Genomic DNA, 21,935 nt, shown 5'->3' with positions numbered 1-21,935 from the left:
AGCCAGATGCGCCATGCTCCCCACGTCCGTCCTCCATTGGCTCGCACGATTACCTCCCGAGCGGCCCGTGGCCCTGCTCTTGCGCCACGCGGCCCGGCCTCCCATCCCTCCCGGGCAGACAGGTGATGAGCTCGCGCTCACGGAGGAGGGAATGACCCTGGCGAAGCACCTGGGCGGACTGATGCGCGGCCGGCTCGCGGCCCTGCACACCAGTCCCGTCCTCCGCTGCGTGCAGACAGCGGAGGCACTGCGCGAGGGAGCCGGGGCGAACCTCGGCATCTTCCCTGATCGGCTGCTCGGTGCTCCGGGTGCGTTCATCGTGGACGCGCTCCTCGGAGGGCAGACGTTGCAACGGCTGGGTCTGGAGTCATTCATGGAGCACCTCATCAACGGAGAGGGCGTACTCCCAGGCCTCGCGGACCCTGCCTCCGCGGCCACCAGGCTCGTCGGACACATGCTCGACCGCACGGGCTCCATCCAGGGACTCCATGTCTTCGTGACGCATGACTCGCTGCTGGCACCGACCGCCGCCCGCGCGCTCCGCTGCACGCTCTCCCGGCGGGACTGGCCGGAGTATCTCGAAGCCGCCTTCTTCTGGCGCGAGGGCGCGGACATCCGGGGCGCCTACCGGTCCCACGAGTCGCTCTGCCGTTGAACGTGTCTTCTGGTGATAAGGACCTCTTCCCATGATGCTTCACATCCCCAACGTCCTCACCGCCGAGCAGGTGGCCCGCTGCCGCGAGGTCTTCGCCCAGGCTTCCTGGGAGGATGGCCGCAGCACCGCCGGCCACCAGTCCGCCCAGGCGAAGAAGAACCTCCAGCTCCCGGAGAACAGCCCCGAGGCCCGCGAGCTCGGAGACCTCGTCCTGCGGGGACTCGAGCGCAGCCCGCTCTTCATCTCGGCCGTGCTGCCCCAGCGCGTCTTCCCGCCCCTCTTCAACCGCTACGAGGCGGGCATGACCTTCGGCTCGCACGTGGACAACGCCATCCGCCCCATCACCGGCACGCCCATGCGCCTGCGCACCGACGTCTCCGCCACCCTCTTCCTCTCCGACCCGGACTCCTATGACGGCGGCGAGCTCGTCGTGGAGGACACCTATGGCAGCCACTCGGTGAAGCTGCCCGCGGGGGACCTCATCATCTACCCCGCCTCCAGCCTGCATCACGTCACCCCGGTCACCCGCGGCGTCCGGCTCGCGTCCTTCTTCTGGGTCCAGAGCATGCTCCGCGATGTCTCTCAGCGCTCGCTGCTCTTCGACCTCGACATGGCCATCATGCAGCTCAACAAGGAAGTGCCCAAAAGCCCCTCCCTCGTCATGTTGACGGGCGTCTACAACAACCTCCTCCGCCAATGGGCCGAGCCCTGAAATACACTCTCCGTGCCACCCATCCCACACTGCCGGGTCCCCACATTGACGTTCCAACCCACGTGGGATATCCCTGCCCGGGGTGTAACTGAGAATGATTCTCAATTTCCATATTGGGATGCAGGACGTGGCCCCCACGACGCCACAGGACACGAAGCCCTCCATGGGGCTGTTCCGCATGGGCGAGGCCGCGTCGGGTGAGCGGGAGCGCTGGGCCTGGGCCGTGCTCGCCGCGGCGCTCGTGCACGCCGGGGTGATCATCCTGGGGCTCACCCTGCCCCACGGCGAGCCGAAGGCCGCCACGCTCCCCGAGGAGCCGGAGGTGGTGTTCTTCTCCTTCCCGCCTCCGCCGCCCGCGGCCTCCAGCGCGGCCCACTCCGCGGCTCCCGAGCAGGTGAAGCGCCAGGCGCGGACGCGCGCCCCGCGAGTCGTCCCGGCGCTCGCGATGAAGAAGCCGGTCCCCGAGCCCGTGGAGACGCCGGTCGAGACGGCGAACCCCGAGACGGTGCAGGACACCCCGCCGGAGCCCGAGGAGACGCCCGCGATCGAGGCGGTGGGCAGCCCGGGCGTGGAAGGCGTCGTGGCGGGAATCGTGGGCGGCGCGCTCGGTGGACGCGAGGGCGGGCTGCTGGGCGCCACGGGCGGCTCGGCGCTCGAGCTGAAGCAGGTGGCGCGCGCTCCGGAAGTGCTCGCGCAGGTCAAGCCGCGCTACCCCCGGCGGGCCAAGGCCGATGGCATCCAGGGGCTCGTGCTGGTGCGCATCATCATCGGCACGGATGGGCACGTGGAGGCCGGGAGCGCGCGCATCGTCCGCTCGGTGCCCGAGCTCGACGAGGCGGCCATCTCCGCCGTCACCCAGTGGCGCTTCTCACCGGCGTTCGGCCACCACGGCCGGCCCGTGCGCGTCATCGTCGAGATTCCCGTCCAGTTCTCCCTGAAGTGAAGCGCGGACAGGGGCTCCGCACCCGAGGCACCCGATGAGCATCACCTTTCGCAAGATCATCTTCTGGCCCCATCTGGTGTCCGGAGTCATCACTGGAATCGTCATTGGCATCATGTCGCTCACCGGAGCGGCGATCGCCTTCGAGACCGAGATCGTCGACTGGGCCGACCGTGACAACCGGCGGGTGCAGGTGCCCTCGCCGGACGCGCCGCGCCTGTCCGTGGACGAGCTGCTGGCCCGCGTGAAGGCCGCCAACCCGAAGGCGCAGCCCTCGGGCGTGACGGTGTACCCCGAGCCGGACTCGGCCGTGCTGGTGCTCACCGGCCGCTCGGAAGGCGTGTATGTGAATCCATACACGGGCGAGGTGCGCGAGCAGGGCGCGAAGGGCTGGCGCTCGTTCTTCCACGTCATGGAGGAGTGGCACCGGTGGCTGGGCGCGCACGGGGACAACCGCCCCGTGGGCAAGGCCATCACCGGCGTCAGCAACGCGGCCTTCCTGTTCCTCGCCATCTCCGGCCTGTACCTGTGGTGGCCTCGCAAGTGGACGATGAAGACGGTGCGGCCCGTCCTCTGGTTCAGGGGCGGGCTGAAGGGCAAGGCGCGGGACTTCAACTGGCACAACACCATCGGCTTCTGGGCCCTGCCCGTGCTCATCGTCCTGACGGCGTCGGGCATGGTCATCTCCTACCGGTGGGCCTCGAACCTCGTCTTCACGCTCACGGGCAACGAGCCGCCCCCCGCCCAGGGTCCCATCGCCTCGGCCCCGGTGAAGGTCCCCACCCCGCCGGAGGGCGCGAAGCCGATCGGCCTCGAGCCGCTCTTCGCCGAGGCGCGCAAGCAGGTGCCCGCCTGGGAAACCATCACGGTGCGCCTGGGCGGTGGCCAGCGCCCGAACGCGCCCCAGGGTGGCCCGCAGGCTCAGGGCGCGCAGGGCCAGGGTCCGCAGGCGCAGGGTGCTCAGGGTCCCCAGGCTCAGGGTGCTCAGGGTCAGGGTCCTGGCCCGCGGGCGCAGGGTCCGCAGGGACAGGGTCCGGGTCCGCAGGGTCCGCAGGCCATCACGCTCGCCATCCGCGAGCAGGGCGGCTGGCCACTCTTCGCCGCCGCGCAGGTGTCGTTCGATCCCTTCACCGGACAGGTGCTGCGCCGCGAGACCTTCGCGGACTACAACTCCGGCCGGAAGGCCCGCACGTGGCTGCGCTTCCTGCACACGGGCGAGGCCCTCGGGTGGCTCGGCCAGCTCGTGGCCGCCATCGCCTCGCTGGGTGGAGTGCTGCTCGTGTGGACCGGCTTCGCCCTGTCCTGGCGGCGCTTCTTCCCGAGCCGCCGCCCCAGCGCCACCCCGGAGCCCGAGACGGCTTCGGCGGAGCCCGAGACGGCGGCCTGACGGTCCGCGTCAATGGCTTGCAGTGCGCGCAATTCCTCTCCGCGTGCGCGTTAAAGCCATACGAAAATCATTGACCATCAACCGAATTCCTGAATATGAGAATGATTCTCAAATTCAGGCTTTGGCCGAGCTGCACTCCCGCCGGCCGGACCCCACACGACGCGCCAGAAGGATTGAGACAACGCATGTCATCCACGAAGAACAACAAGACGGGCATCCGCTCGACGAAGGGTACTGCCGGAGGCGTGCGCGGCGCGCTGTGGCCGCTGGGACATGCGGCGGTGGGACTCGCGTCGGCGCTGGCCGCAGGCGGAGCGCTCGCGCAGGAGACGACGCCTCCCGCGGACGCGCCGCGCACGGAGCAGCCGGCCCCGGCCCCCGAGAAGAAGCAGGAGGGCGCCCAGGACACGTTCGTGCTGCCCACCGTGCAGGTGCAGGAGGCGGCGGAGCAGGAGAGCTACCACGCCCCGGAGAGCAGCCTGGCGCGGGTGCCGGCGCCGCTGGTGAACACGCCGCAGTCCGTCACCGTGGTCTCCCGTGAGGTCCTCCAGGAGCAGCAGGCCACGTCGGTGCGCGATGCGCTGCGCAACGTGTCCGGCATCACGGTGGCCGCGGGCGAGGGCGGCCGTCAGGGTGACTCCTTCAACCTGCGGGGCTTCTCGGCGCAGACGGACACGTTCCGCGACGGCGTGCGCGACCTGGGCTGGTTCACGCGCGACACCTTCAACCTCCAGGGTGTCGAGGTCTACTTCGGTCCGTCCTCCGTGCTGTTCGGCCGCGGCTCGACGGGCGGCGCGCTCAACCTCGTCACGAAGAAGCCGGGCCGGCGCTCCTTCCGCAACGTGAGCCTGTCGGGCGGCACCGCGCCCATGGGCCGTGTCGAGGCCGACATCAACGAGGCCATCAACGATAAAATCCAGGTGCGCCTCAACGCGCTGGGCCAGCTCTCCGGCATCGCGGGCCGTGACAACGTCACGGAGAACCGCGCGGGCATCGCTCCCTCGGCGCGCATCTCGCTGGGCGAGAGCACCGCGCTCGAGCTCGACTACCTCTACCAGCGCGAGGACAGCACCCCCGACTACGGCCAGCCCTACTACAACGGGTATCCCGTCTCGACGAGCATCGGCGTCCCGCGCGGGGCCTTCTACGGCGTGAAGGGCGTGGACACCGAGCGGGTGAATGCCCATATCGGTACCGCGCAACTCCAGCACCGGTTCAGCGACAGCCTCCAGCTCACCAACTCGCTGCGCCTCGGCGGGGTGGACCGCTACTCCCTGCCCACGGCGCCCCGCGGCCTCACGCTCACCGCCGGCAGCCCGACGACGATCGGCCGGCAGCGCTTCGAGACCAACACGGACAACGTCTACGTCGCCAACCAGCTCAACGTGCGCGGCGATCTCCAGACGGGCTTCCTCAAGCACCAGGCGAACGCCGGGCTCGAGCTGACGTGGGAGACGCGTGAGCTGAGCCGCAACAACTTCAACGCGGTGCCCGGGCCCAACATCACCGCCGACCTGTTCGAGCCGAATCCCTCGCCCGACCTGTCGACCGTCAATCGCGTCTTCGCCAGCGCCAACCAGAGCCGGCAGTGGACGGTGGGCGTCTACGCGGCGGATCAGATCGCCATCAGCCGTTACGTCGAGGTGCTCGGCTCCGCGCGCTTCGACGTCTTCGACACGAACTACGTGGCGGAGGACGCCACGCGCACGCGCACCGAGCTGAACCGCCAGGACAACATCTTCAACTGGCGCGTGGGCCTGCTCGTGCACCCGCTGGAGAAGATGAGCATCTACGCGACGTACGGCACGTCCGCCAACCCGTCGGCCGAGGTGGGTACGCTCACCACCGGCACGGTGGACCTGGCGCCGGAGCGCAACAACACCATCGAGCTCGGCGCCAAGGCGGACCTGTTCGAGGACCGGCTGGGCCTGACCGCGGCGGTCTTCCGCGTGGACAAGACGAACGCGCGCGTGCCGAACACCGACCCCTCGGGTCCCCCCACCATCCTCGATGGCGCCCAGCGCGTGCAGGGCTTCAGCGTCGGCGTGACGGGCACCATCACGAGCAACTGGCGGGTGATCGCCAACTACACGCAGCTGGACTCGGAGATCCTCAAGCACAGCAGCGCGTACCTCGTGGGCCAGCCGCTGCCGAGCACGCCCCCGCGCAGCATGTCGCTGTGGACGACCGTCACCCCGCTGCAGCACCTGACGATTGGCGCGGGCGCCGTGTACCAGGACGTGACGACGGCGAACAACCCGGCGTCGGAGAGCGTGGCCTTCCTCAAGGTGCCCAACTTCTGGCGCTTCGATGCCTTCGCCAGCTACCAGCTGTTCAACCGGGTCGATCTCCAGCTCAACCTGAACAACATCAGCGACGAGCTGTACTACGAGCAGTACTACGCCGGGCAGGCGGTCCCCGGTGAGGCCCGCTCGGCCAACCTGACCGCCCGGGTGCGCTTCTAGGCCAGCCCTCCCTCCCTCCGAGCGGCGCGGAACGCGGGTATACTGCCCGCTCGGAGGTGCGAGGACATGCAGTCCCAGAACTTCACCATGATGTGCCCGGCCCCGGTCGAGGATGGTTTCCTCTCCCTGGTGCCCGTCGTGGGGCCGCTCGTCGGGATTGCCCTGCTCCTGTGGCTGAAACGAGGCCCTCGCGACGCCCAGGATGTGCTGGGCTCCGCGCTCGTTGCCCCGGCCAGCCGCTTCCAACGCCTGCTCGGCTTCCCGGTCTGGTTGCTCCTGGCGGGGTTCGCGCTGCTCTGGCCCGCCGGAGTGACGGCGATGATCAACGCCGCGATGCTCTTCCAGGCCGAGGAGTTCCCCCAGCTCGTGAGACACCGGGTCCTCGAGCCCACCTGGGGTTGGACCGCCGCGGCGATGCTGGTGTGCAGCGCGTGTTTCATCCACTGGCTGCGGACGTCCAGCTCCTCGGAGCGTGACGTGCTCCGCGTCAGGGCCGAGGCGTAGCCGTCACCGCCTGAGCCCGCTCGCCGTGTCGAAGCGGTGCAGCCGCTGCGCGTCGTAGCGCAGCCACACCGGTGAGCCCGTGGGGGCCGAGAAGTCCTCGCGGGCCCTGGCGATGAGACGCTCGCCAGCCACGTCCACCGTCACCCAGCTCTCCGAGCCCATCGGCTCCACCAGGTACACCGTGCCGCTCAGCGCGCCCTGGAGCGCCGAGCCCGTGCCCACCTCGAGGTGCTCGGGCCGCAGCCCCAGCGTCACACCGTCCTCGCGCAGCCCCAGCGTCTCCGGCTTCACCAGGTTGATGCGCGGCGAGCCGAAGAACGCCGCCACGAACAGGTTCGCCGGGGCATCGTAGAGCTCGCGAGGGGGCGCCACCTGCTGCACCGCGCCCTGGTTCATCACCACCACCCGGTCCGAGAGCGTCATCGCCTCGGCCTGGTCATGCGTGACGTAGATGAAGGTGGCCTTGAGGCGCTCGTGCAGCTTCTTGATTTCCCCGCGCATCTGCGTGCGCAGCGCGGCGTCCAGGTTGGACAGGGGCTCGTCGAACAGGAACACCTTGGGCCGCCGCACCAGCGCGCGTCCGAGCGCCACGCGCTGCCGCTGGCCACCACTGAGTTCCTTCGGCCGCCGCGTCAGCAACTTCTCGAGCCCGAGCAGCGCCGCGGTCTCCTCCACGCGCTGATCGATGGTCGCCTTGTCCGCGCCCGAGACCTTCAGCGGGAAGGCCATGTTTCCGCGCACGTCCATGTGCGGGTACAGCGCGTAGCTCTGGAAGACCATGGCGATGTCCCGCTCGCGCGGAGACAGGTCGTTGACCGCCACGCCGTCGATGCGCAGCACGCCCGCGGAGATCTCCTCCAGCCCGGCGATGAGGTTGAGCGTCGTCGACTTGCCGCAACCAGACGGGCCCACGAGTGAGACGAACTCACCATCGGCGATGTCCAGCGTCACGTCCTTGGCCGCCACCACCCCGCCCCGGTACTCCTTGCGAACGCCTTCCAGTGAGACCGTTGCCACGCCGAGTGCCTCCTCGTTGTTGAGGTCCACCCGGCAGACTATCGGCATGGAGGCGCATCGGGGGCTTCTATTCTCACGGGGGTGTCCGGTACGAGACCGGCGTCTCCGTGGCCCTGGTAGTCTGCCGGGACGGCCCCCTGCCTCCATGCCCCATGCGAGGACCTCTCGTGCGATTCGTGCTCTCCCTCTCGGTGGCCGCTGTCCTCGGCCTCTCTTGCGTCACCGTGCGGCCCTGCTTCGCGCAGTCTTGTGGTCCAGCCTGCGCTGCCCCCGTCGCCCCGAGCACGGGCGAGATTCTCGTGCCGGCGGCGACCCGGGCTGGACAGGTGCTCCAGAAGGCAGGACAGGTCGCCGAGGTCATCCAGGGCTTCCTCTATGTCTCCAAGTTCCTCGACGAAGCACAGAAGAAACACGCGGAGGACATCATTGTCGAGTGCGTCAAGGAGGCACACTTCAAGGTCGAAGAGGATCTCTTCGGGAAGGGGAAAACCCTCCCCGCCACAGACTGCAAGAAGCCACCCTCGGTCGAGAAGAAGCTCGCACCTACCTGGGCCCAGCACCTGGGCAAGCTCAAGCACGCAATGGCTTTTGAATGCATCCAACAGCGCCTTGCTGAGAAGTTTCCCAACAACTTTTCCATCGAGCCGAGATATCGAAGAGAAGAGTTCACGAACGATCTCATGCTGACCGACAGGTGGGTGGGCTCGAAGCAGCCAGACGTCGTTCTCCATTTCACCCGGAACGCCACTCGGATTCAGTGCATCTACGAGCTCAAGTTCCCCTGCGGCAATGAACAGAGCAATCCCTGGAGCGGAGAGGTGCAACAACAACTGGCTCTCTACAAAGCCCTCGGGGGTGAATGCGAACCCGTCATTGTCACCCCGCAGCTCGAGATCAGCCGGCAGCCGTGAGCCCATGCCACCCAACTACCCACGAGTCCGAATCCAAGGAACCCTTCGCAACGAGTCGTACGGCTTCGAGGAAATCGAGGGGAAGCTCGTCAAGAAGGTACGAGAGCACGTCTACGACCGGGTTCTCGCGAGGGATGTGTTCCGCATCATCTTCTTCCTTCCCCACGATCACCACCACCTCATCACCGGGGTGACTCACGCTCTCGACAGCTACCTGCGCGCCATCGAGGGCTGCTCCGGCGCGCTCTCGAAATTCACCTGTTGCTGGTGGGAGCCCTTCGATCTGACGGAGCCATCTGACTGGGATCTCATCCGCGGAACCCTGAAACCGAAAGAGCCCAGGTTCTTCGAAGACTATGAGCCCCACGATGCTCGCTTCGCCGAGAAGGACGGCGCTGATCCGTACTTCACCCTCTTCGGCGAGCAGGGAAATGGTTACTCCTTCAGGTACCACGCTCGGCTTCCCTGGCGAGAGCCACCTCCCCCCAGCGTGAGCGTCCTCTCCGCCACCTTGCCGACCGAGTACCTCGAGGAGCACGGCGTCCAGCACGTGCGGGAGTTGGCGATGACCATGGCTTCCCGCCTGCCCTTCGCCACCGGGCATGCCGGACTCGCCCTCGCCCTCTGGCATCCCATCTACGACCAGCTCGACCACCTGCGTACCGAGATCTTCCGCCACCCGGGCTTCGATGTCCGTGGGGCCTCCCACTTCGACGGCATGGGCACTCGAGTGGATGGCATCCACTGGATGAACTTCCTCGGACCGCCCGTCCTCTCCGAGCTGGGAGGCGCCGCGGGCCTTCGCGCCCGTCTCCACTCCCCCACCACCTCCGTGCAGGAATTGGAGGGCGAGCGCGCCGTCATCACGTTGGGTGACGCGCCCGAGGCGGGCGACACGACACAGGGCCAGACACTCCCCGCCTACCGCGAGCTCGCCCGGTTGCTCGAACCCCACCTGGAGCCCTTCCCCTGGGGATACCTGGCTCGTAAGAGTCCCGAAGTGGAGGAGGAACTGCGCCGCTGGTGGCGCCGCTTCCTCGATTGACGCGGCCACAGCGTCGCGGCTCCGCGTCTGCCAACAACTTCAGGCCCTCATCGGCGCCGGGGGCTTCTCCCGCGTCTTCTCCGCCCGGCGCGAGGAGGACGGACGTGAAGTCGCGGCGCGTGTGGCCAGCCTGGACGCGGGCGCGGGGCTCGCCCGGCTGTGAAGGTCAGGCCCGCATCACTGTTCGCCGCGCATCTCCGATGTGCTACCCCCCCTTCATGGGTTCACCTCCTTGGTTGCGCAGCCTCGTTCTCCTGGCTCAAGCCTGCCTCCTGTCTTCCTGCGCAAGCAGCGTCCATGCAGTGCTTCACCCGCAACCCGAGGAACTCCCCAAGCTGGCCCTGGTCATCGAGGAAGGAGCTCACGGCCAGGTGCGGCACTCGTGGCGGCCAGCGGTCGAGTTCCAGCGGGCACTGAGCGATCTACCCTCGTACCCAGCCAGGTGGAGTGCATCCCCAGAGGGAATCGCGTTGGTCGATGGTTGCCGCCGGGACTGTTCCCAGGAACAGATCGACTGCCACCGGGACTGCATGCGGCGCAAGCTGTTGCCTCCCCTCAATCACATTCCGCGTGGCCACCCCACACACAACGAAATCTGCCGTGATCGCTGCCTCCGTGCCTACATGGATTGTCTGGCCGCGGAAAAGGCGAGAGCCCTCGAGTTCACAGCCGTGGACCGCGCGGTCGAGTGGTTGAAGGAACATCGGACAGAGCTCCTCGTCGGCACGGTGGTCGTCATCACCGGAATGACCTTTGTTGCCGTCGCCTCGGGCGCGGGGTTGCTCGTCCTCGCGCCGCTCACCCTGATGGCCAGTGCGGAAGGCGTGGATGCGCCGCACTGTCTGGGAGACTGACCATGAATGCCGATATGGTGGCCAGGATTGTAGGACCCCTACGCAAGGCCCAGGAGCGTCTCAGCGCCTCACCCGAGGTCTCCGGCGCTCTGCATCCCGCCGTGAACGTCTCCCATTTCATCCTCGGGTCGGGCCATGCCCACAACTTCGAGGACTACCTCGCTGGCTTCAGGGGTTCTGACATTCCCCCGCTGGGGGTCTTTTCCAGTCAGGAGGAGTTCAATACCTGGTTGAAGACCCACTCCCTGCCGCCCCCACGAGGCACCGTACAGATGGCCGGTGAGCACTACACACTCTGCTACTCCCGTGTGAGTGGACAGCCCCGGCTACTGAGGCTCCCCTCCGCCGAAACCTTGATGCGGCCGGGCGGAGCAGAGGGGGAGGACCGGCTCTGGCGCGCGCTCGACAATGCACATGAGGTACTCGACTCCTCACCGGAGGACCTCGATGCCCTTCGATGCGCCGCGCTGGCACTTCACTTCGTTCATGAGACAGGCTGCACGCGGGAGTTCGCCAGATTCCTGGCACACTTCGACGAGCCCCGTCCTCCTCTCCACTCCTTCGCTACACGAGAAGACGCGGAAGCCTGGCTGAGGAACCACCCGAGTCCTCCCCATGGCGCCTCCGTGCTGGTGGGGGAACGGGAACTGACCGTCGGTTTCTGGCGCGAGAGCGACCAGCGCTCGCTGGTGCATTTCCCCAAGGTCGAAACACCTGGCGACATGGAGGACTGAGAAAAGCTCCCCCCTTGATGGACGACCAGGACCGAGGCAGCCCCCAGCAACGGGATTGCGCCTCTGCTAACCTCCTGGGACGGCGCTCTCCCGCCTCCCTCCATGCGCTGCCCGGTCTGCCACCGCCGTCTCATCCCCGGTGCCGCCTGTCCCCTGCACGCGGAGCGGCCCCGGCCCTCGCCCGAGGCCGAGCCCCTCCCCCTGCCCCAGGTGCCCGGCTTCCAGCTCCAGGCCCTCATCGGCGCCGGGGGCTTCTCCCGCGTCTTCTCCGCCCGGCGCGAGGAGGACGGACGTGAAGTCGCCCTCAAGGCCGCCCTCGGCCCCTTCTCCGACCGCTTCGCCCGCGAGGCCGCCGCGCTGCGTCGCATCGGCCCTCCCACCGTCCCCGAGCTCTTCTCCGAGGGCTCCGCCGAGGGCCGCTCCTTCCTCGTCCTCGAACGTCTGCGCGGCCAGGCGCTCTCCTCCTGGATGGCCGCGCTCCCCGGCTCCGGCGCCGCTCCCCTCTCGCACGTGCGCGACCTGCTCGCCGGCTTGTGCGGCGCCCTCGAGCGCGTCCACGCCGCGGGGCTCGTCCACCGCGATCTCAAACCGGAGAACGTCTTCCTCCGCGAGGGCGGTGCCCTCAGCCTCCTCGACTTCGGCCTCGCGCGCTTCCTCGACGCCTCGGACCCCGACGAGCCCGAGGCGGCCGTCAGCATCACCCGCACCGGCCAACGGCTCGGCACCGCCGTCTACATGGCCCCCGAGCAGTGCCTCGAATCCCGCGACGTGGACGCGCGCACCGACCTCTACGCGCTCGGCGTCCTCCTCTTCGAGCTGCTCACCGGCTCGCCCCCCTTCACCGGCGGGCCCGACGAGGTGCTGCACGGCCACGTCACCCTCCGGCCCCCTCGCGCCTCCGAGCGCGGCCCCGTCCCGCCGGCCCTCGACGATGTCCTCCTGCGCTGCCTCGCCAAGGACCGGGCCGCGCGCTTCGACTCCGCCAACGCCCTCCTCGCCGCCTTCGACGCCGCCTGCCGCTCCAGCCCCTCCGCGCCCGCCCCCGCCGAGGAGGCCCTCGCCCCCGCCCGTCCCCAGGGCGTGCGCCAGGTGGCCCTCCTCGGCGTCCGTGGCGAGCTGGACGTGGAGCACCTCACCGCCACCCTCGCGCCCGAGGGCGGCCTGCTCGCGCGCGTCCACCCGGGCCTCTACCTCGCCGCCTTTCCCGAGCACCCCTCGGCCGAGGCGGGCCTGCGCGCCGCCGCCCGCGCCGCCCGGCTGCTCTCCGCCGAACCCCACGCCACCACCGTCCTCCACCTCGCCGAGCTGCGCGTGCGCCCCGGTGCCACCCTCACGCGCATGGCCGGCCCCGCCCTCGAACAGCCCGAGTCCTGGTGGCCCACGCAGGGCCCCGGTGCGGACACCTCCCTGCTCGCCACGCCCGAAGCGGCGGCCCGGCTCGGCGAGGGCGCGACCCAGCCCGGCCCCTCGGGCGCCCTGCTGCTCTCCGGCGACTCCTCCATCACCCGCGCCCCCGCCTCCGCCGAGCCTCCGCCCCTGCTCGGCCGCGACGCGCTGCTCGACACGCTCCTGGCCAGCGCCGTCCGCTCCTTCTCCGGCCACGGCCCCGGCCTCTCCGTCCTCACCGGCGAGCCCGGCCATGGCAAGACGCGCCTGCTCGACGCGCTCGCCACGCGGCTGGAGTCGGAGGCCGGAGCCCGGGTGATCCGCCTCGCCGCGCCCCACCCGGATGCCGCCAGCGCCGATGCCCTCCTGCATGCGCTGTGGGCGCACTGCGCGCCGAACACCCCCCTCCCCACGGCCCCCTCCGGCGCCCGGCGGCACGCACTCGCCCGCGCCGTGGCCGAGGCCCTGCGCCGGCTCGTCGCCCGGAAACCCCTGGCCCTCCTCCTGGACGACGCGCACCAGGCGGACCCCACCACCCTGGACGCCCTCGAGGTGGCCACACTCGCCGCGCCCGAGGTGCCCCTCTTCGTGTGCGCCGCCGGCCGGCCCGAGCTGCTCGGTCTGCGTCCCCTGCTCGGCGAGCGCGCCGGACTCCCCGCCCAGCACGTCCTCCCGCCGCTCGCCCCCGAGGCCAGCCGCGCCCTGCTGTTGCACCTGCTGCGCCCCGCCGAGTTCATCCCCGAGCCGGTGCTCGCCCGCCTGGAGCAGCTGACGCAGGGCGTGCCCCTCTCCCTGGTGGAAGTCGCCGGGGCGCTGCGCACCTCGGGCGCCCTGCGCGCCACGCCGGGCGGCGAGTGGTACGTGGCCGCGGACGAGCTGCTGCACGTCTCGGTGACGCCCCTCTTCGAGCGGCTCGCCACCCGGGCCCTCTCCGTGCTGCCCGCGGCGCACCAGGGGCTGGCGCAACTGTGCGCGGTGCTCGGCCAGGAGCTGACGGTGGCCCAGGTGGACGCGGCGCAGCGGCACCTCGACCCGAAGGAAGACACGGCGCGCGTGGCGGGACTGGACGCGGGCACGGGGCTCGCCCGGCTGGAGCGCGCGGGGCTGCTGCGGGCGATGGGCCCGGCGCGCTACGCCTTCCGTCAGCCCCAACTGCGCGAGGCCCTCGAGCGCGCCCTGCCGGCACCGTGGCGGCGAGCGCTGCACGCGGCGGCCCTGCGGGGCCTCTCGGGCCAGGGTGTCGCGGAGCAGCGCCGGAGGGCCCGCCATGCCGCGGCCTGTGGCGCGCACGAGGAGTCCTTCGCCGCCTGGTTCTCCCTGGGCGAGGCCGCGCGGCAGGCCCACCGCCACGTGGAGGCCGAGCAGGACTACACCCACGCCCTGTCCCAGCTCCCCGAGGGAGACGCGGCCCGGCGCGCGCGGGTGCTGGCGGGGCGGGGCCGGGTGCGCTACCGCACGCACCGCTTCCGCGAGGCGCTGGCGGACCTGAGCGCGGCGCGGGCGCTGGCCGGGCCCCTGGGCCACACCGCGCTGGAGGTGGACCTGCTGCTGGAGGAGGCCACCGTCATGGACTGGCTGGAGGACGCGGAGGGCACGGCGGCGCGCACGCAGGAGGCGCTGGAGAAGGCCGAGTCCCTCGATGATCCCCGCCTGTCCGTGCGCTGCTCGCTGGCCCGGGCGCGGCAGGCGTGGCGGCAGGGGGACTGGGCGCGGGCGACGCGGCTGCTCACCGCCACGGTGGAGTCGGCCATGCTCGCGCGGGACACGGAGACACGCGTCATCGCCCTGATGATGCAGGGCACGGGGCTGGCGCTGGCCGGCGAGGTGGACGCCTCGGCGCGGGCCTTCGACGAGGGGCTGGCGCTGTGCCGCAAGGAGGGGGACGCGCTGCACCTGGCCGCCACCCTCATCAACCGCACCTTCCTCTGGCGGCTGCGCGGAGACCTGGCGGGCAACGAGCGAGACCTGCGCGAGGCCATCGCCGTGGCGCGCGAGCTGGGCCACGCGCAGGTGGAGCGCTGGTCGGTGGGGCAGCTCGCCGAGTGCCTGCACTGGATGGGCCGCTCGCAAGAGGCGCTGGGGCTGGCGCGGCGGGCGCACGAGCTGGGGGTGCGCTTCTTCGGCGAGCACCCGGTGGCGGTGGACGCGGTGCTGCTGGCGCGCGTGTACGCGGCGCTCGAGGACATGAAGGAGGCGCGCGGGATGCTGGACTGGCTCTCCACCCACTGCCGGCCCGAGTCCACCCCGCCCAACACCCTGGCCCTGTGGCGGCTGGTGGAGCTCCGGGTGCGCGAGGCCGAGGCCGGCACCCGGGACGCCACGGCCTGGAAGGTGCTCACCGAGGAGTCCCAGCCGAACACCTCGGGCGACGAGCTCACGGAGGTGCTCTACCAGGCCACCCTCTCCGCGCTCCGGGCCGGAGGCCGCGACGAGGCCCGCGAGTGGCTCGCCCGGGCCGAGAGCACCGCGGCCGCCTCGCCCCTGTGGCACTCGCGCCTGGAGGGGCTCCGTGTTGCCTGGGAGTCCACGCCCGGGGCACGGGATCCGTAGCTCCCCGGGCAACAGCAGCTCCAACGACCTCCCCACCTCCGAGGTGGACCTGTCCCCCGCTCTCCCATGGCCCGCCCCATGCACTCACACCGCACCATGAATTTCCCGCGACCCGCGAACAAGACTGCTTCCCTGCACTTCCTGTTCCATCCCCTGGCACTGGGGGTGATGTTGCTCGGGGCGCCGGGCTGCCAGTCCGAGCCGCCGGAAGAGGCGTGGGAGCCGGCGTCTGGCACGGTGGAGCGGGAGCTGCGGGTGGCCAACTCGCTCACCACGAAGGCGCTGGTGCTCAACGCCATCTCCACCAACCCCCCGGCGAACGATCTGGTGGCCGGCGGGGGCCTGGCGTCGCTGTTCCACCCCATCACGGGTAACAGCTACCTCCAGCTCCAGCTCCGGGACGTGGACGCGCAGAGTTTCATGTCGTACCTGGTGAGCTGCGCGTTGCCCGCGGGCCACACCGTCGCCTGGAAGGATCCGCTCACGCTGACGACTCGCACCTGGGAGGGCAAGGCGGGCCTGTGCCCCCAGTGGGAGTTCGGAGTCCCGTCCGACGTGTGCAAGAACCGGGTATCGGCGTGTCTGCTGGCGCGCAACAACGCCCTGGGCCGCCGGGTGGAGCTGTCCATGCGCGGGGAGGATCCGCTGCAGCCGGCGCTCTTCTCGCTGGAGAGCCAGACGCGGCCGGTGGAGTACGACCCGGACTACGGCCGGGTGCCGAGCTACGACGCCTGCACGACGGCGCAGAGCGGGGTGGGCCGAGACTGCGGATGGAAGGGGGACTTCATCGGCCGGTGCATCCCGGGGCAGACGGTGCGGCTGGGGGCGGGAGGCCGGGCGCCGGACCAGTGCATGACGGGCCCGTCGCTGGGGACGTGGAGCGGCGCGCGCATGGTGCTGCGCGTGTGCGAGGGCAACATCGGCTGTGACTCGGCCGGCACGCGCTACCTCGGCCAGAGCCAGGGGACGTGCGCCACGACGAACGCGGCGGTGACGTTCACCTGCCCGGCCTCGGGATTCTTCAACGTGATGAGCGCGCCCTATGACAGCACGCTGACGGGGAACGTCGCGGTGGCGGTGGAGACGGGCACGTCGGCGGGCACCCTCTACCGGCTCTCGGAGAAGGCGGTGTACCGGCTGCGCGAGGGCGCCTACTACGGCAACATCTTCGACTCCAAGGCGCTGGCGACGAAGGTGTCCGTCGAGGAGAGCGGCCGCATCGTGGGCAAGGAGCAGACCATCCAGGGCTCGGTGTACAAGAAGATGTTCTCCTGCCAGGCGCCGGAGTGGAGCAACGACGCGGCGTATGCCTCGCACCGCGTCTGCGCGCTGCCGGAATCGGGAGCCAACTGCGCGGCCAAGGCGGTGGGGGACTGCGTCAACTACAACAACCCCCTGGCCTCGAAGTGCGGGAAGGAGGACGGCACGGTGGTGGTGGGAGATGGAGACTTCGAGGAGTGCTCCGATTCGGAGGGCAGGACGTGGATGGAGCCCATCACCGTGTTCCTCTACGAGGCGTGTGGGCTGACGCCGGGCACCTCGCCGGATCTCTGCAGCTGGCGCAGCACGAAGAAGTAGGAGCCGCCGCCCCATGACGGACAGGCAGGACGACTCGCGCGGTGCACCCCGAGCCCCCGAGGCCCGGGCCTGGTCGCTGTATGGCGAGGAGCTGTCGCCGGGGGCGCAGGTGGGCGGCTACATCGTCGAGGGGACGCGCTACCGGGGGAGCGTGTCGACGCTCTACCGGGCGAAGGAAGCGCGGAGCGGAACGCCGGTGGCGCTCAAGGTGATGCACCCGCAGTTCGCCGCCGCGCGCAGTGCGCTGCGCCGCTTCCAGCAGGAGGCGGAGACGCTGAAGCGGCTGAGGCACCGGCACATTGTCGACGTGCTGGAGCACGGGACGCTGGCGGACGGCCGGCCCTTCATCGCGATGGAGTGGCTGGAGGGGAGGGATCTGGCGGCGGAGCTGGCGGCGCGAGGGCCCTTCTCGGCGCGGGAGGCGCTGGAGCTTCTGGAGCAGGTGGGCTCGGCGTTGAAGGCGGCGCACGGGGCGGGGGTGGTGCACCGGGATTTGAAGGCGCAGAACGTGGTGGTGCTGGCGGGGGAAGGGGGCCCGAGGGTGAAGCTGGTGGACTTCGGGGTGGCGAAGCTGCTGGCGCCGGAGGAGCACGGGGGCTCGGTGATGACGAGCACGGGGATGGTGCTGGGCACGCCGCTGAGCATGGCGCCGGAGCAGATTCGGGGGGAGACGCTGGACGCGCGGACGGACCTGTATGGGCTGGGAGTGCTGCTGTACCAGCTCGTCACGGGGCAGCCGCCCTTCCAGGGGACGACGCAGGTGGAGTTGGAGGAGCAGCACCTGCACGCGCCGGTGCCGCGGGTGAGCGAGCGGGCGCCGGTGCCAGCGGCGCTGGACGCGGTGGTGGGGCGCTGCCTGGAGAAGCGGCGGGAGGACCGTTACGCGGACGTGGAGGCGGTGCTGGTGGAGCTGCGGCGCGCGGTGAGGGGGGAGGGACAGAGCCGGGCGACGCAGGTGAGGGCGCTGGGGTTGTACGTGGAGGCGAGGACGGGGGTGATGGTGGACGACGCCACGCTGGACGCGGTGGACGCGCTGATGGAGCACGCGCGCGAGCGGGCGGACGCGCTGGGGCTGAAGGTGATGGTGGAGGGGAGCAGCTTCCTGCTGGGGGTGGCGGCGCTGCCGGACGAGGCGGAGGCCGAGCAGGAGGCGCGGAAGCGGGTGTTGGAGCTGGCGCTGGCGTTGGCGGAGGAAGCGATTCCGGGGGTGGGGAGGGCACGGGTGAAACTGACGCCCACGCTGCACCTGGACACGGCGACGTTGCGCCCGGACGCGAGTGGGAGACCGGCCCTGGGGGGAGGCCGGCTGCTGCGGCTGTCGGCGTGGACGGGGGGGCACCCGGGGAAAGGCGTGGTGGTGACGGAGGCGGCACTCGAGGGGCTGCGGGACACCTTCCAGGTGAAGGAGCTCCCGGGCCGCGAGGGCCTGTGCCACGTCACCCGGCACGCGGCCTGACGCCACCGTCGAGCCCTTCGGAAGAGCAAGGGAGCAGGCCAGCACTGGCCCGCCCTCCGTATCAGGGACCCACCGCCTCCATTGTCCTGTGAGCCCCGCCCGCCGTGCGCAGCCTACAAGGGTTGAGCTGGCGGGAGAGGAGTACGGCCATGACGGACCCGGACAACGAGTGGGACGATCTGGAGGCTGGGTGGGACGCCACGGGGGCCCTGGTTGGACCGACCTCCGAAGAGGTGAAGGCCCGCAGGGCCCTCACGGGTCCCACACCCGACGAGGCGAGCTCGCTCGCCGTCCTGCGGGCAATGGAGCAGGCCGGAGAAGCGCGGGGGACGGAGGATGCCCCCACCGCGGGAGGCAAGGCCCACGCGAGCCCGGAGGAGTGCGAGGGACGCGCGCTGGATGCCATCAACGACGGCGACGGCAACTACCTGGAGCCGCCAGACTGAGCGGCGAGCCCCAGGAGAAGCTCACTTGATGCCGTGCCGCCGCAGCAGGCGGTAGAGGTACACGCGGTCCATGTCCGCGCCGCTGGCCGCCTGGGACACCTTGCCCTGGTGCAGCTCCAGCAGCGCGCGCAGGTAGCGCCGCTCGAAGTCGTCCAGGGCGAGCCGCCTCGCCTCGGCGTAGGGCACCTTCGGGTCCACCTCGAAGCGGCTGCCCGGCGGCACCATGTCCGACAACGCCAGGGTGTCCTCGAACACGAGGCACCGCTCCAGGTAGTTGCGCAGCTCGCGCACGTTGCCCGGCCACGCGGCCTGCTCCAGCTTCGCGATGAAGCCGGGCTCTCGCAGCGCCTTCGTCCGCTCCGGGTCCGCCCCCAGCGACTCCAGAATCTGCTCCACGAGGAACCGCAGGTCCTCGGGCCTCTGGCGCACCGGCGGCAGCGGAATGCGCAGCACCGCCAGCCGGAAGAAGAGGTCCGAGCGGAACCGGCCCGCGTTCACCTCGGCGCGCAAATCGCGATTCGTGGCGGCGATGATGCGCACGTCCACCGGCACGTAGGCGTTGGTACCCACGCGGCGGAACTCCCGCGCCTCCAGCACGCGCAGCAGCTTGGGCTGGAGCTCCGCGGGCAGCTCGCCAATCTCGTCGAGGAAGACGGTGCCCCCATGCGCTTCCTCGAAGGCGCCGATGCGCCGCTGGGCCGCGCCGGTGAAGGCGCCCTTCTCGTGGCCGAACAGCTCGCTCTCCAGCAGGTCCGCGGGGATGGCACCACAGTCCACGGTGAGGAAGGGCTTGTCGCGGCGGGCGCTCTCCTGGTGGATGGCCTGGGCCGCCTGGCTCTTGCCCGTGCCCGTCTCGCCCTCGAGCAGCACCGTCACGTCGCGGGCGGCCGCGCGCTCCAGCAGCGCGAAGCACATGCGCATCGGCACCGAGGTACCCACCAGCGAGCCGAAGCGCGTGCGCTCGGACACCGGCAGCCGGTTGCTGTCGGTGCTGTAGTCGAAGCGCACCACCACGCGGCCCAGCCGCAAGAGACTGCCGCCGCGCAGGTACCCCTCGGCCACCTGCACGCCATCGAGGATGACGCCGTTGGTGCTGTCCAGATCCTTCACCCGCGCGCCCTTGGGGCTCACGCGGATTTCACAGTGGAAGCGCGACACCGTGGGATCATCGAGGTTGAAGTCGTTGCTCGGGTGCGAGCCGATGGAGCACGCATCGGACACAGAGTCCCAGACGGTCCCCACTCCGGGTCCCTCCACCACGGTGAGCAGGAAGCGCCGGACGGCGGTCACTTCCGGAGCCCCGGGGGCGTGCGCGTAGGGCCGCGTCACGCTCACATCCTCGGCTCCGGGGGGGTTCTCAGGGCGATCAAAGGAGGCCATGGACGGAGGTTAGCAGCCCATCGCGCCCCCGCACGCAACTCCTGGCGCACATCGACGACAATATGGGCGTACCTGGGCCCATGTAGGTCCAATTTCGGGGAACCGACCCATGCACGTCCGCTCGACCGCCGCCACCGTCCGCCCCCCGGCCCTCGCCCCGGCCGCCCCCGCCGAGCCCCGCCGCGCGTCGGCTCCGGCGGCTCCGGCGCCGCGCCCCGCCCAGGGGGGAGGAGACGTCTTCGAGACGCCGGTGCCGGGCAAGCCGCCGCCTTTCGAGGGGCTGAGCGACAAGGCGCTCATCAAGGCGCTGCATGACGCGGCCGCGAAGCACAAGGACCTCGGCTACAACCAGGCCCGGAAGATCATCTTCACCGAGCTGGACAACCACGAGGGGAAGGTGAAGTGCGTGTACACGGGCCGGGAGCTGCGCACGGACAAGATTCCGAACGCCTCGGACATGAACACGGAGCACACCTGGCCGCAGTCGAAGGGGGCGACGGGGGCGGCGAAGAGCGATTTGCACCACCTGTTCCCCACGGACAGCAAGGCCAACAGCCAGCGCAGCAGCTACCCGTTCGGCGAGGTGCAGAAGGTGAAGTGGAGCAGCCCGAGCGGGGCGAAGCTGGGCACGGACGCCGAGGGCCGCACGGTGTTCGAGCCGCCGCCCGAGCACAAGGGCAACGTGGCGCGGGCGCTGTTCTACTTCTCCACGGTGTACGGGAAGGCGATTCCGGCGGCCGAGGAGGCGGTGCTGAAGAAGTGGAACGTGCAGGATCAGGTGGACGCCGCGGAACTGACGCGCAACGGGGCCATCGAGAAGTACCAGGGCAACCGCAACCCCTTCGTGGACGACGCCACGCTGGCCCAGCGCATCGCGGACTTCTGATCAGCCTCAGGCACAAGCCAATCAGCCTCAGGCACAAGCCAATCAGCCTCAGGCACAAGCCAATCAGCCTCAGGCACAAGCCAATCAGCCTCAGGCATAAGCCATTTCCCGCGGACATTTCCCCTCGCCCTCCGGGAGAGGGACGGGGTGAGGGTGCCACGCATCCCGGGTTGAACCCCCTGTCCACACTGGAGGGCCACGGGTTGAAGAACGGGCCCGGATACCCTCACCCCAACCCTCTCCCGAGGGGAGAGGGAGAATTGGTCTCATTCCTGAAGAGACCTAGGCTGCGCACGTGATGGCCACCTTCTCCTCATTGTGGGCGCTGGTACCTGGAGCCTCGGACGTACCGCTCGCGAAGGTGGGCGGAGCACCGGAGCCCGTGGGCCCCCTGCCCTGGCCCGCATGTACCGCGTGCGGCACGCCGATGCGCTTCCTCTTCCAGCTGCCGCACGTGCCCGGGCGTCTGGACCTGTCACCCTACGCCGCGGTGTACGTCTTCCAGTGCGAGAACCCGGACACCGCCTGTGAGCGGTGGGATCCGCACAGTGGGGCCAACGCGGTGGTGGCGGTGGAGGCGGGCACGGCCTCTGTGGAGGGAGCGAGGCCCAAGGGCCTGCCGTACGCGGAATGGAACCTGGGCCTGGCCCCGGCCGAGGAGGACACCGAGGCGCTCTCGGTGGACGTCAACGAGGCCACGGACGAGCAGCTCGCCGCGCTGGACCGGGCGTTGGAGGAAGCACCGGAGAGCAAGGTGGGCGGAGTGGCCGGCTGGGTGAACGGGGATGCCACACCGGAGTGTTGTGGCGAGCCCATGCGCTTCGTGGCCCAGCTCGCGGCGATGCCCTTCGGACTGGCGTTCGGTGACAACGGCCGGGGCTACCTGTTCCGGTGCCGGAGGAAAGCGTGCGGCACACCGTTCCGCCTCACCTGGCAGGGCGCGTAGCCAACGCGGCTCGCCTGTCTACCCGCTACCGGAGCGGGCGCCTTGTTCGTGGACGAAGACGCGGGAACGGGCGACGCTCGGGA

General features: G+C 70.3%; 18 protein-coding genes. 16 read left to right on the top strand and 2 right to left on the bottom strand.

Annotated features, from left to right (window positions below):
- Positions 1–13: 13 nt before the first annotated feature.
- The 6 genes from BO221_RS37565 (at position 14) to BO221_RS37540 (ending at position 6,663) form a co-directional block, all read left to right on the top strand.
- Positions 14–655: a histidine phosphatase family protein gene (locus BO221_RS37565; protein ID WP_083682005.1), complete on the top strand. Its 642-nt coding sequence runs from the start codon at positions 14–16 to the stop codon at positions 653–655.
- A 31-nt stretch (positions 656–686) separates the two neighbouring features.
- Positions 687–1,367, top strand: coding sequence for a Fe2+-dependent dioxygenase (locus BO221_RS37560; RefSeq protein WP_073565684.1), 681 nt, complete (start codon positions 687–689; stop codon positions 1,365–1,367).
- A 94-nt stretch (positions 1,368–1,461) separates the two neighbouring features.
- The gene (locus BO221_RS37555; protein ID WP_233166432.1) at positions 1,462–2,310 is read left to right on the top strand and encodes an energy transducer TonB; all 849 of its coding nucleotides are present in this window, start codon (positions 1,462–1,464) and stop codon (positions 2,308–2,310) included.
- Between the two features lie 34 nt (positions 2,311–2,344).
- Positions 2,345–3,694, top strand: coding sequence for a PepSY domain-containing protein (locus BO221_RS37550; protein WP_073565683.1), 1,350 nt, complete (start codon positions 2,345–2,347; stop codon positions 3,692–3,694).
- A 185-nt stretch (positions 3,695–3,879) separates the two neighbouring features.
- Positions 3,880–6,159 (top strand): TonB-dependent siderophore receptor, encoded by a 2,280-nt coding sequence (locus tag BO221_RS37545; protein WP_073565682.1) that lies wholly within the window; start codon positions 3,880–3,882, stop codon positions 6,157–6,159.
- Positions 6,160–6,225: 66 nt separating this feature from the next.
- A complete protein-coding gene (locus tag BO221_RS37540; RefSeq protein WP_073565681.1) occupies positions 6,226–6,663 on the top strand; it encodes a hypothetical protein in 438 nt (145 codons plus the stop codon).
- A 3-nt stretch (positions 6,664–6,666) separates the two neighbouring features.
- Here BO221_RS37540 and BO221_RS37535 read toward each other — a convergent pair whose 3' ends face one another.
- A complete protein-coding gene (locus BO221_RS37535; protein WP_073565924.1) occupies positions 6,667–7,680 on the bottom strand; it encodes an ABC transporter ATP-binding protein in 1,014 nt (337 codons plus the stop codon).
- A gap of 299 nt (positions 7,681–7,979) precedes the next feature.
- Here BO221_RS37535 and BO221_RS55095 point away from each other — a divergent pair, with 299 nt between their 5' ends.
- The 8 genes from BO221_RS55095 to BO221_RS37495 all read left to right on the top strand — a co-directional run bounded on the left by BO221_RS55095 (position 7,980) and on the right by BO221_RS37495 (position 18,640).
- Positions 7,980–8,591, top strand: coding sequence for a hypothetical protein (locus BO221_RS55095; RefSeq protein WP_158079984.1), 612 nt, complete (start codon positions 7,980–7,982; stop codon positions 8,589–8,591).
- 4 nt (positions 8,592–8,595) lie between these two features.
- Entirely contained in the window at positions 8,596–9,636 is a 1,041-nt protein-coding gene (locus tag BO221_RS37525) for a type VI immunity family protein (protein WP_083682001.1), read from the top strand.
- 530 nt (positions 9,637–10,166) lie between these two features.
- On the top strand, positions 10,167–10,490 hold the full coding sequence (locus BO221_RS37520; protein WP_233166431.1) for a hypothetical protein: 324 nt from the start codon (positions 10,167–10,169) through the stop codon (positions 10,488–10,490).
- A gap of 2 nt (positions 10,491–10,492) precedes the next feature.
- A complete protein-coding gene (locus BO221_RS37515) occupies positions 10,493–11,224 on the top strand; it encodes a hypothetical protein (protein ID WP_073565679.1) in 732 nt (243 codons plus the stop codon).
- Positions 11,225–11,326: 102 nt separating this feature from the next.
- Positions 11,327–15,160: a serine/threonine-protein kinase PknK gene (locus BO221_RS37510; RefSeq protein ID WP_073565678.1), complete on the top strand. Its 3,834-nt coding sequence runs from the start codon at positions 11,327–11,329 to the stop codon at positions 15,158–15,160.
- 96 nt (positions 15,161–15,256) lie between these two features.
- Positions 15,257–16,738, top strand: a complete 1,482-nt coding sequence (locus BO221_RS37505) for a hypothetical protein (RefSeq protein ID WP_143195914.1) — start codon at positions 15,257–15,259, stop codon at positions 16,736–16,738.
- A 13-nt stretch (positions 16,739–16,751) separates the two neighbouring features.
- Positions 16,752–18,194: a serine/threonine-protein kinase gene (locus tag BO221_RS37500; RefSeq protein WP_083681999.1), complete on the top strand. Its 1,443-nt coding sequence runs from the start codon at positions 16,752–16,754 to the stop codon at positions 18,192–18,194.
- A 149-nt stretch (positions 18,195–18,343) separates the two neighbouring features.
- Positions 18,344–18,640: a hypothetical protein gene (locus BO221_RS37495; protein WP_073565676.1), complete on the top strand. Its 297-nt coding sequence runs from the start codon at positions 18,344–18,346 to the stop codon at positions 18,638–18,640.
- Positions 18,641–18,661: 21 nt separating this feature from the next.
- Here BO221_RS37495 and BO221_RS37490 read toward each other — a convergent pair whose 3' ends face one another.
- Complete coding sequence (locus tag BO221_RS37490; protein ID WP_073565675.1) at positions 18,662–20,020, bottom strand: sigma 54-interacting transcriptional regulator; 1,359 nt, start codon at positions 20,018–20,020, stop codon at positions 18,662–18,664.
- Positions 20,021–20,129: 109 nt separating this feature from the next.
- Between BO221_RS37490 and BO221_RS37485 the strand changes: the two genes are divergently transcribed.
- Both BO221_RS37485 and BO221_RS37480 read left to right on the top strand, forming a co-directional pair.
- Entirely contained in the window at positions 20,130–20,906 is a 777-nt protein-coding gene (locus BO221_RS37485) for an endonuclease I family protein (RefSeq protein ID WP_073565674.1), read from the top strand.
- 295 nt (positions 20,907–21,201) lie between these two features.
- The gene (locus tag BO221_RS37480; protein WP_143195913.1) at positions 21,202–21,852 is read left to right on the top strand and encodes a hypothetical protein; all 651 of its coding nucleotides are present in this window, start codon (positions 21,202–21,204) and stop codon (positions 21,850–21,852) included.
- Positions 21,853–21,935 lie beyond the last annotated feature (83 nt).

Source organism: Archangium sp. Cb G35 (assembly GCF_001896145.1).
GTDB lineage: Bacteria > Myxococcota > Myxococcia > Myxococcales > Myxococcaceae > Archangium > Archangium violaceum.
The sequence above is the reverse complement of the archived record's forward strand: the minus strand, read 5'-3'. Positions and strand labels throughout refer to the sequence as shown.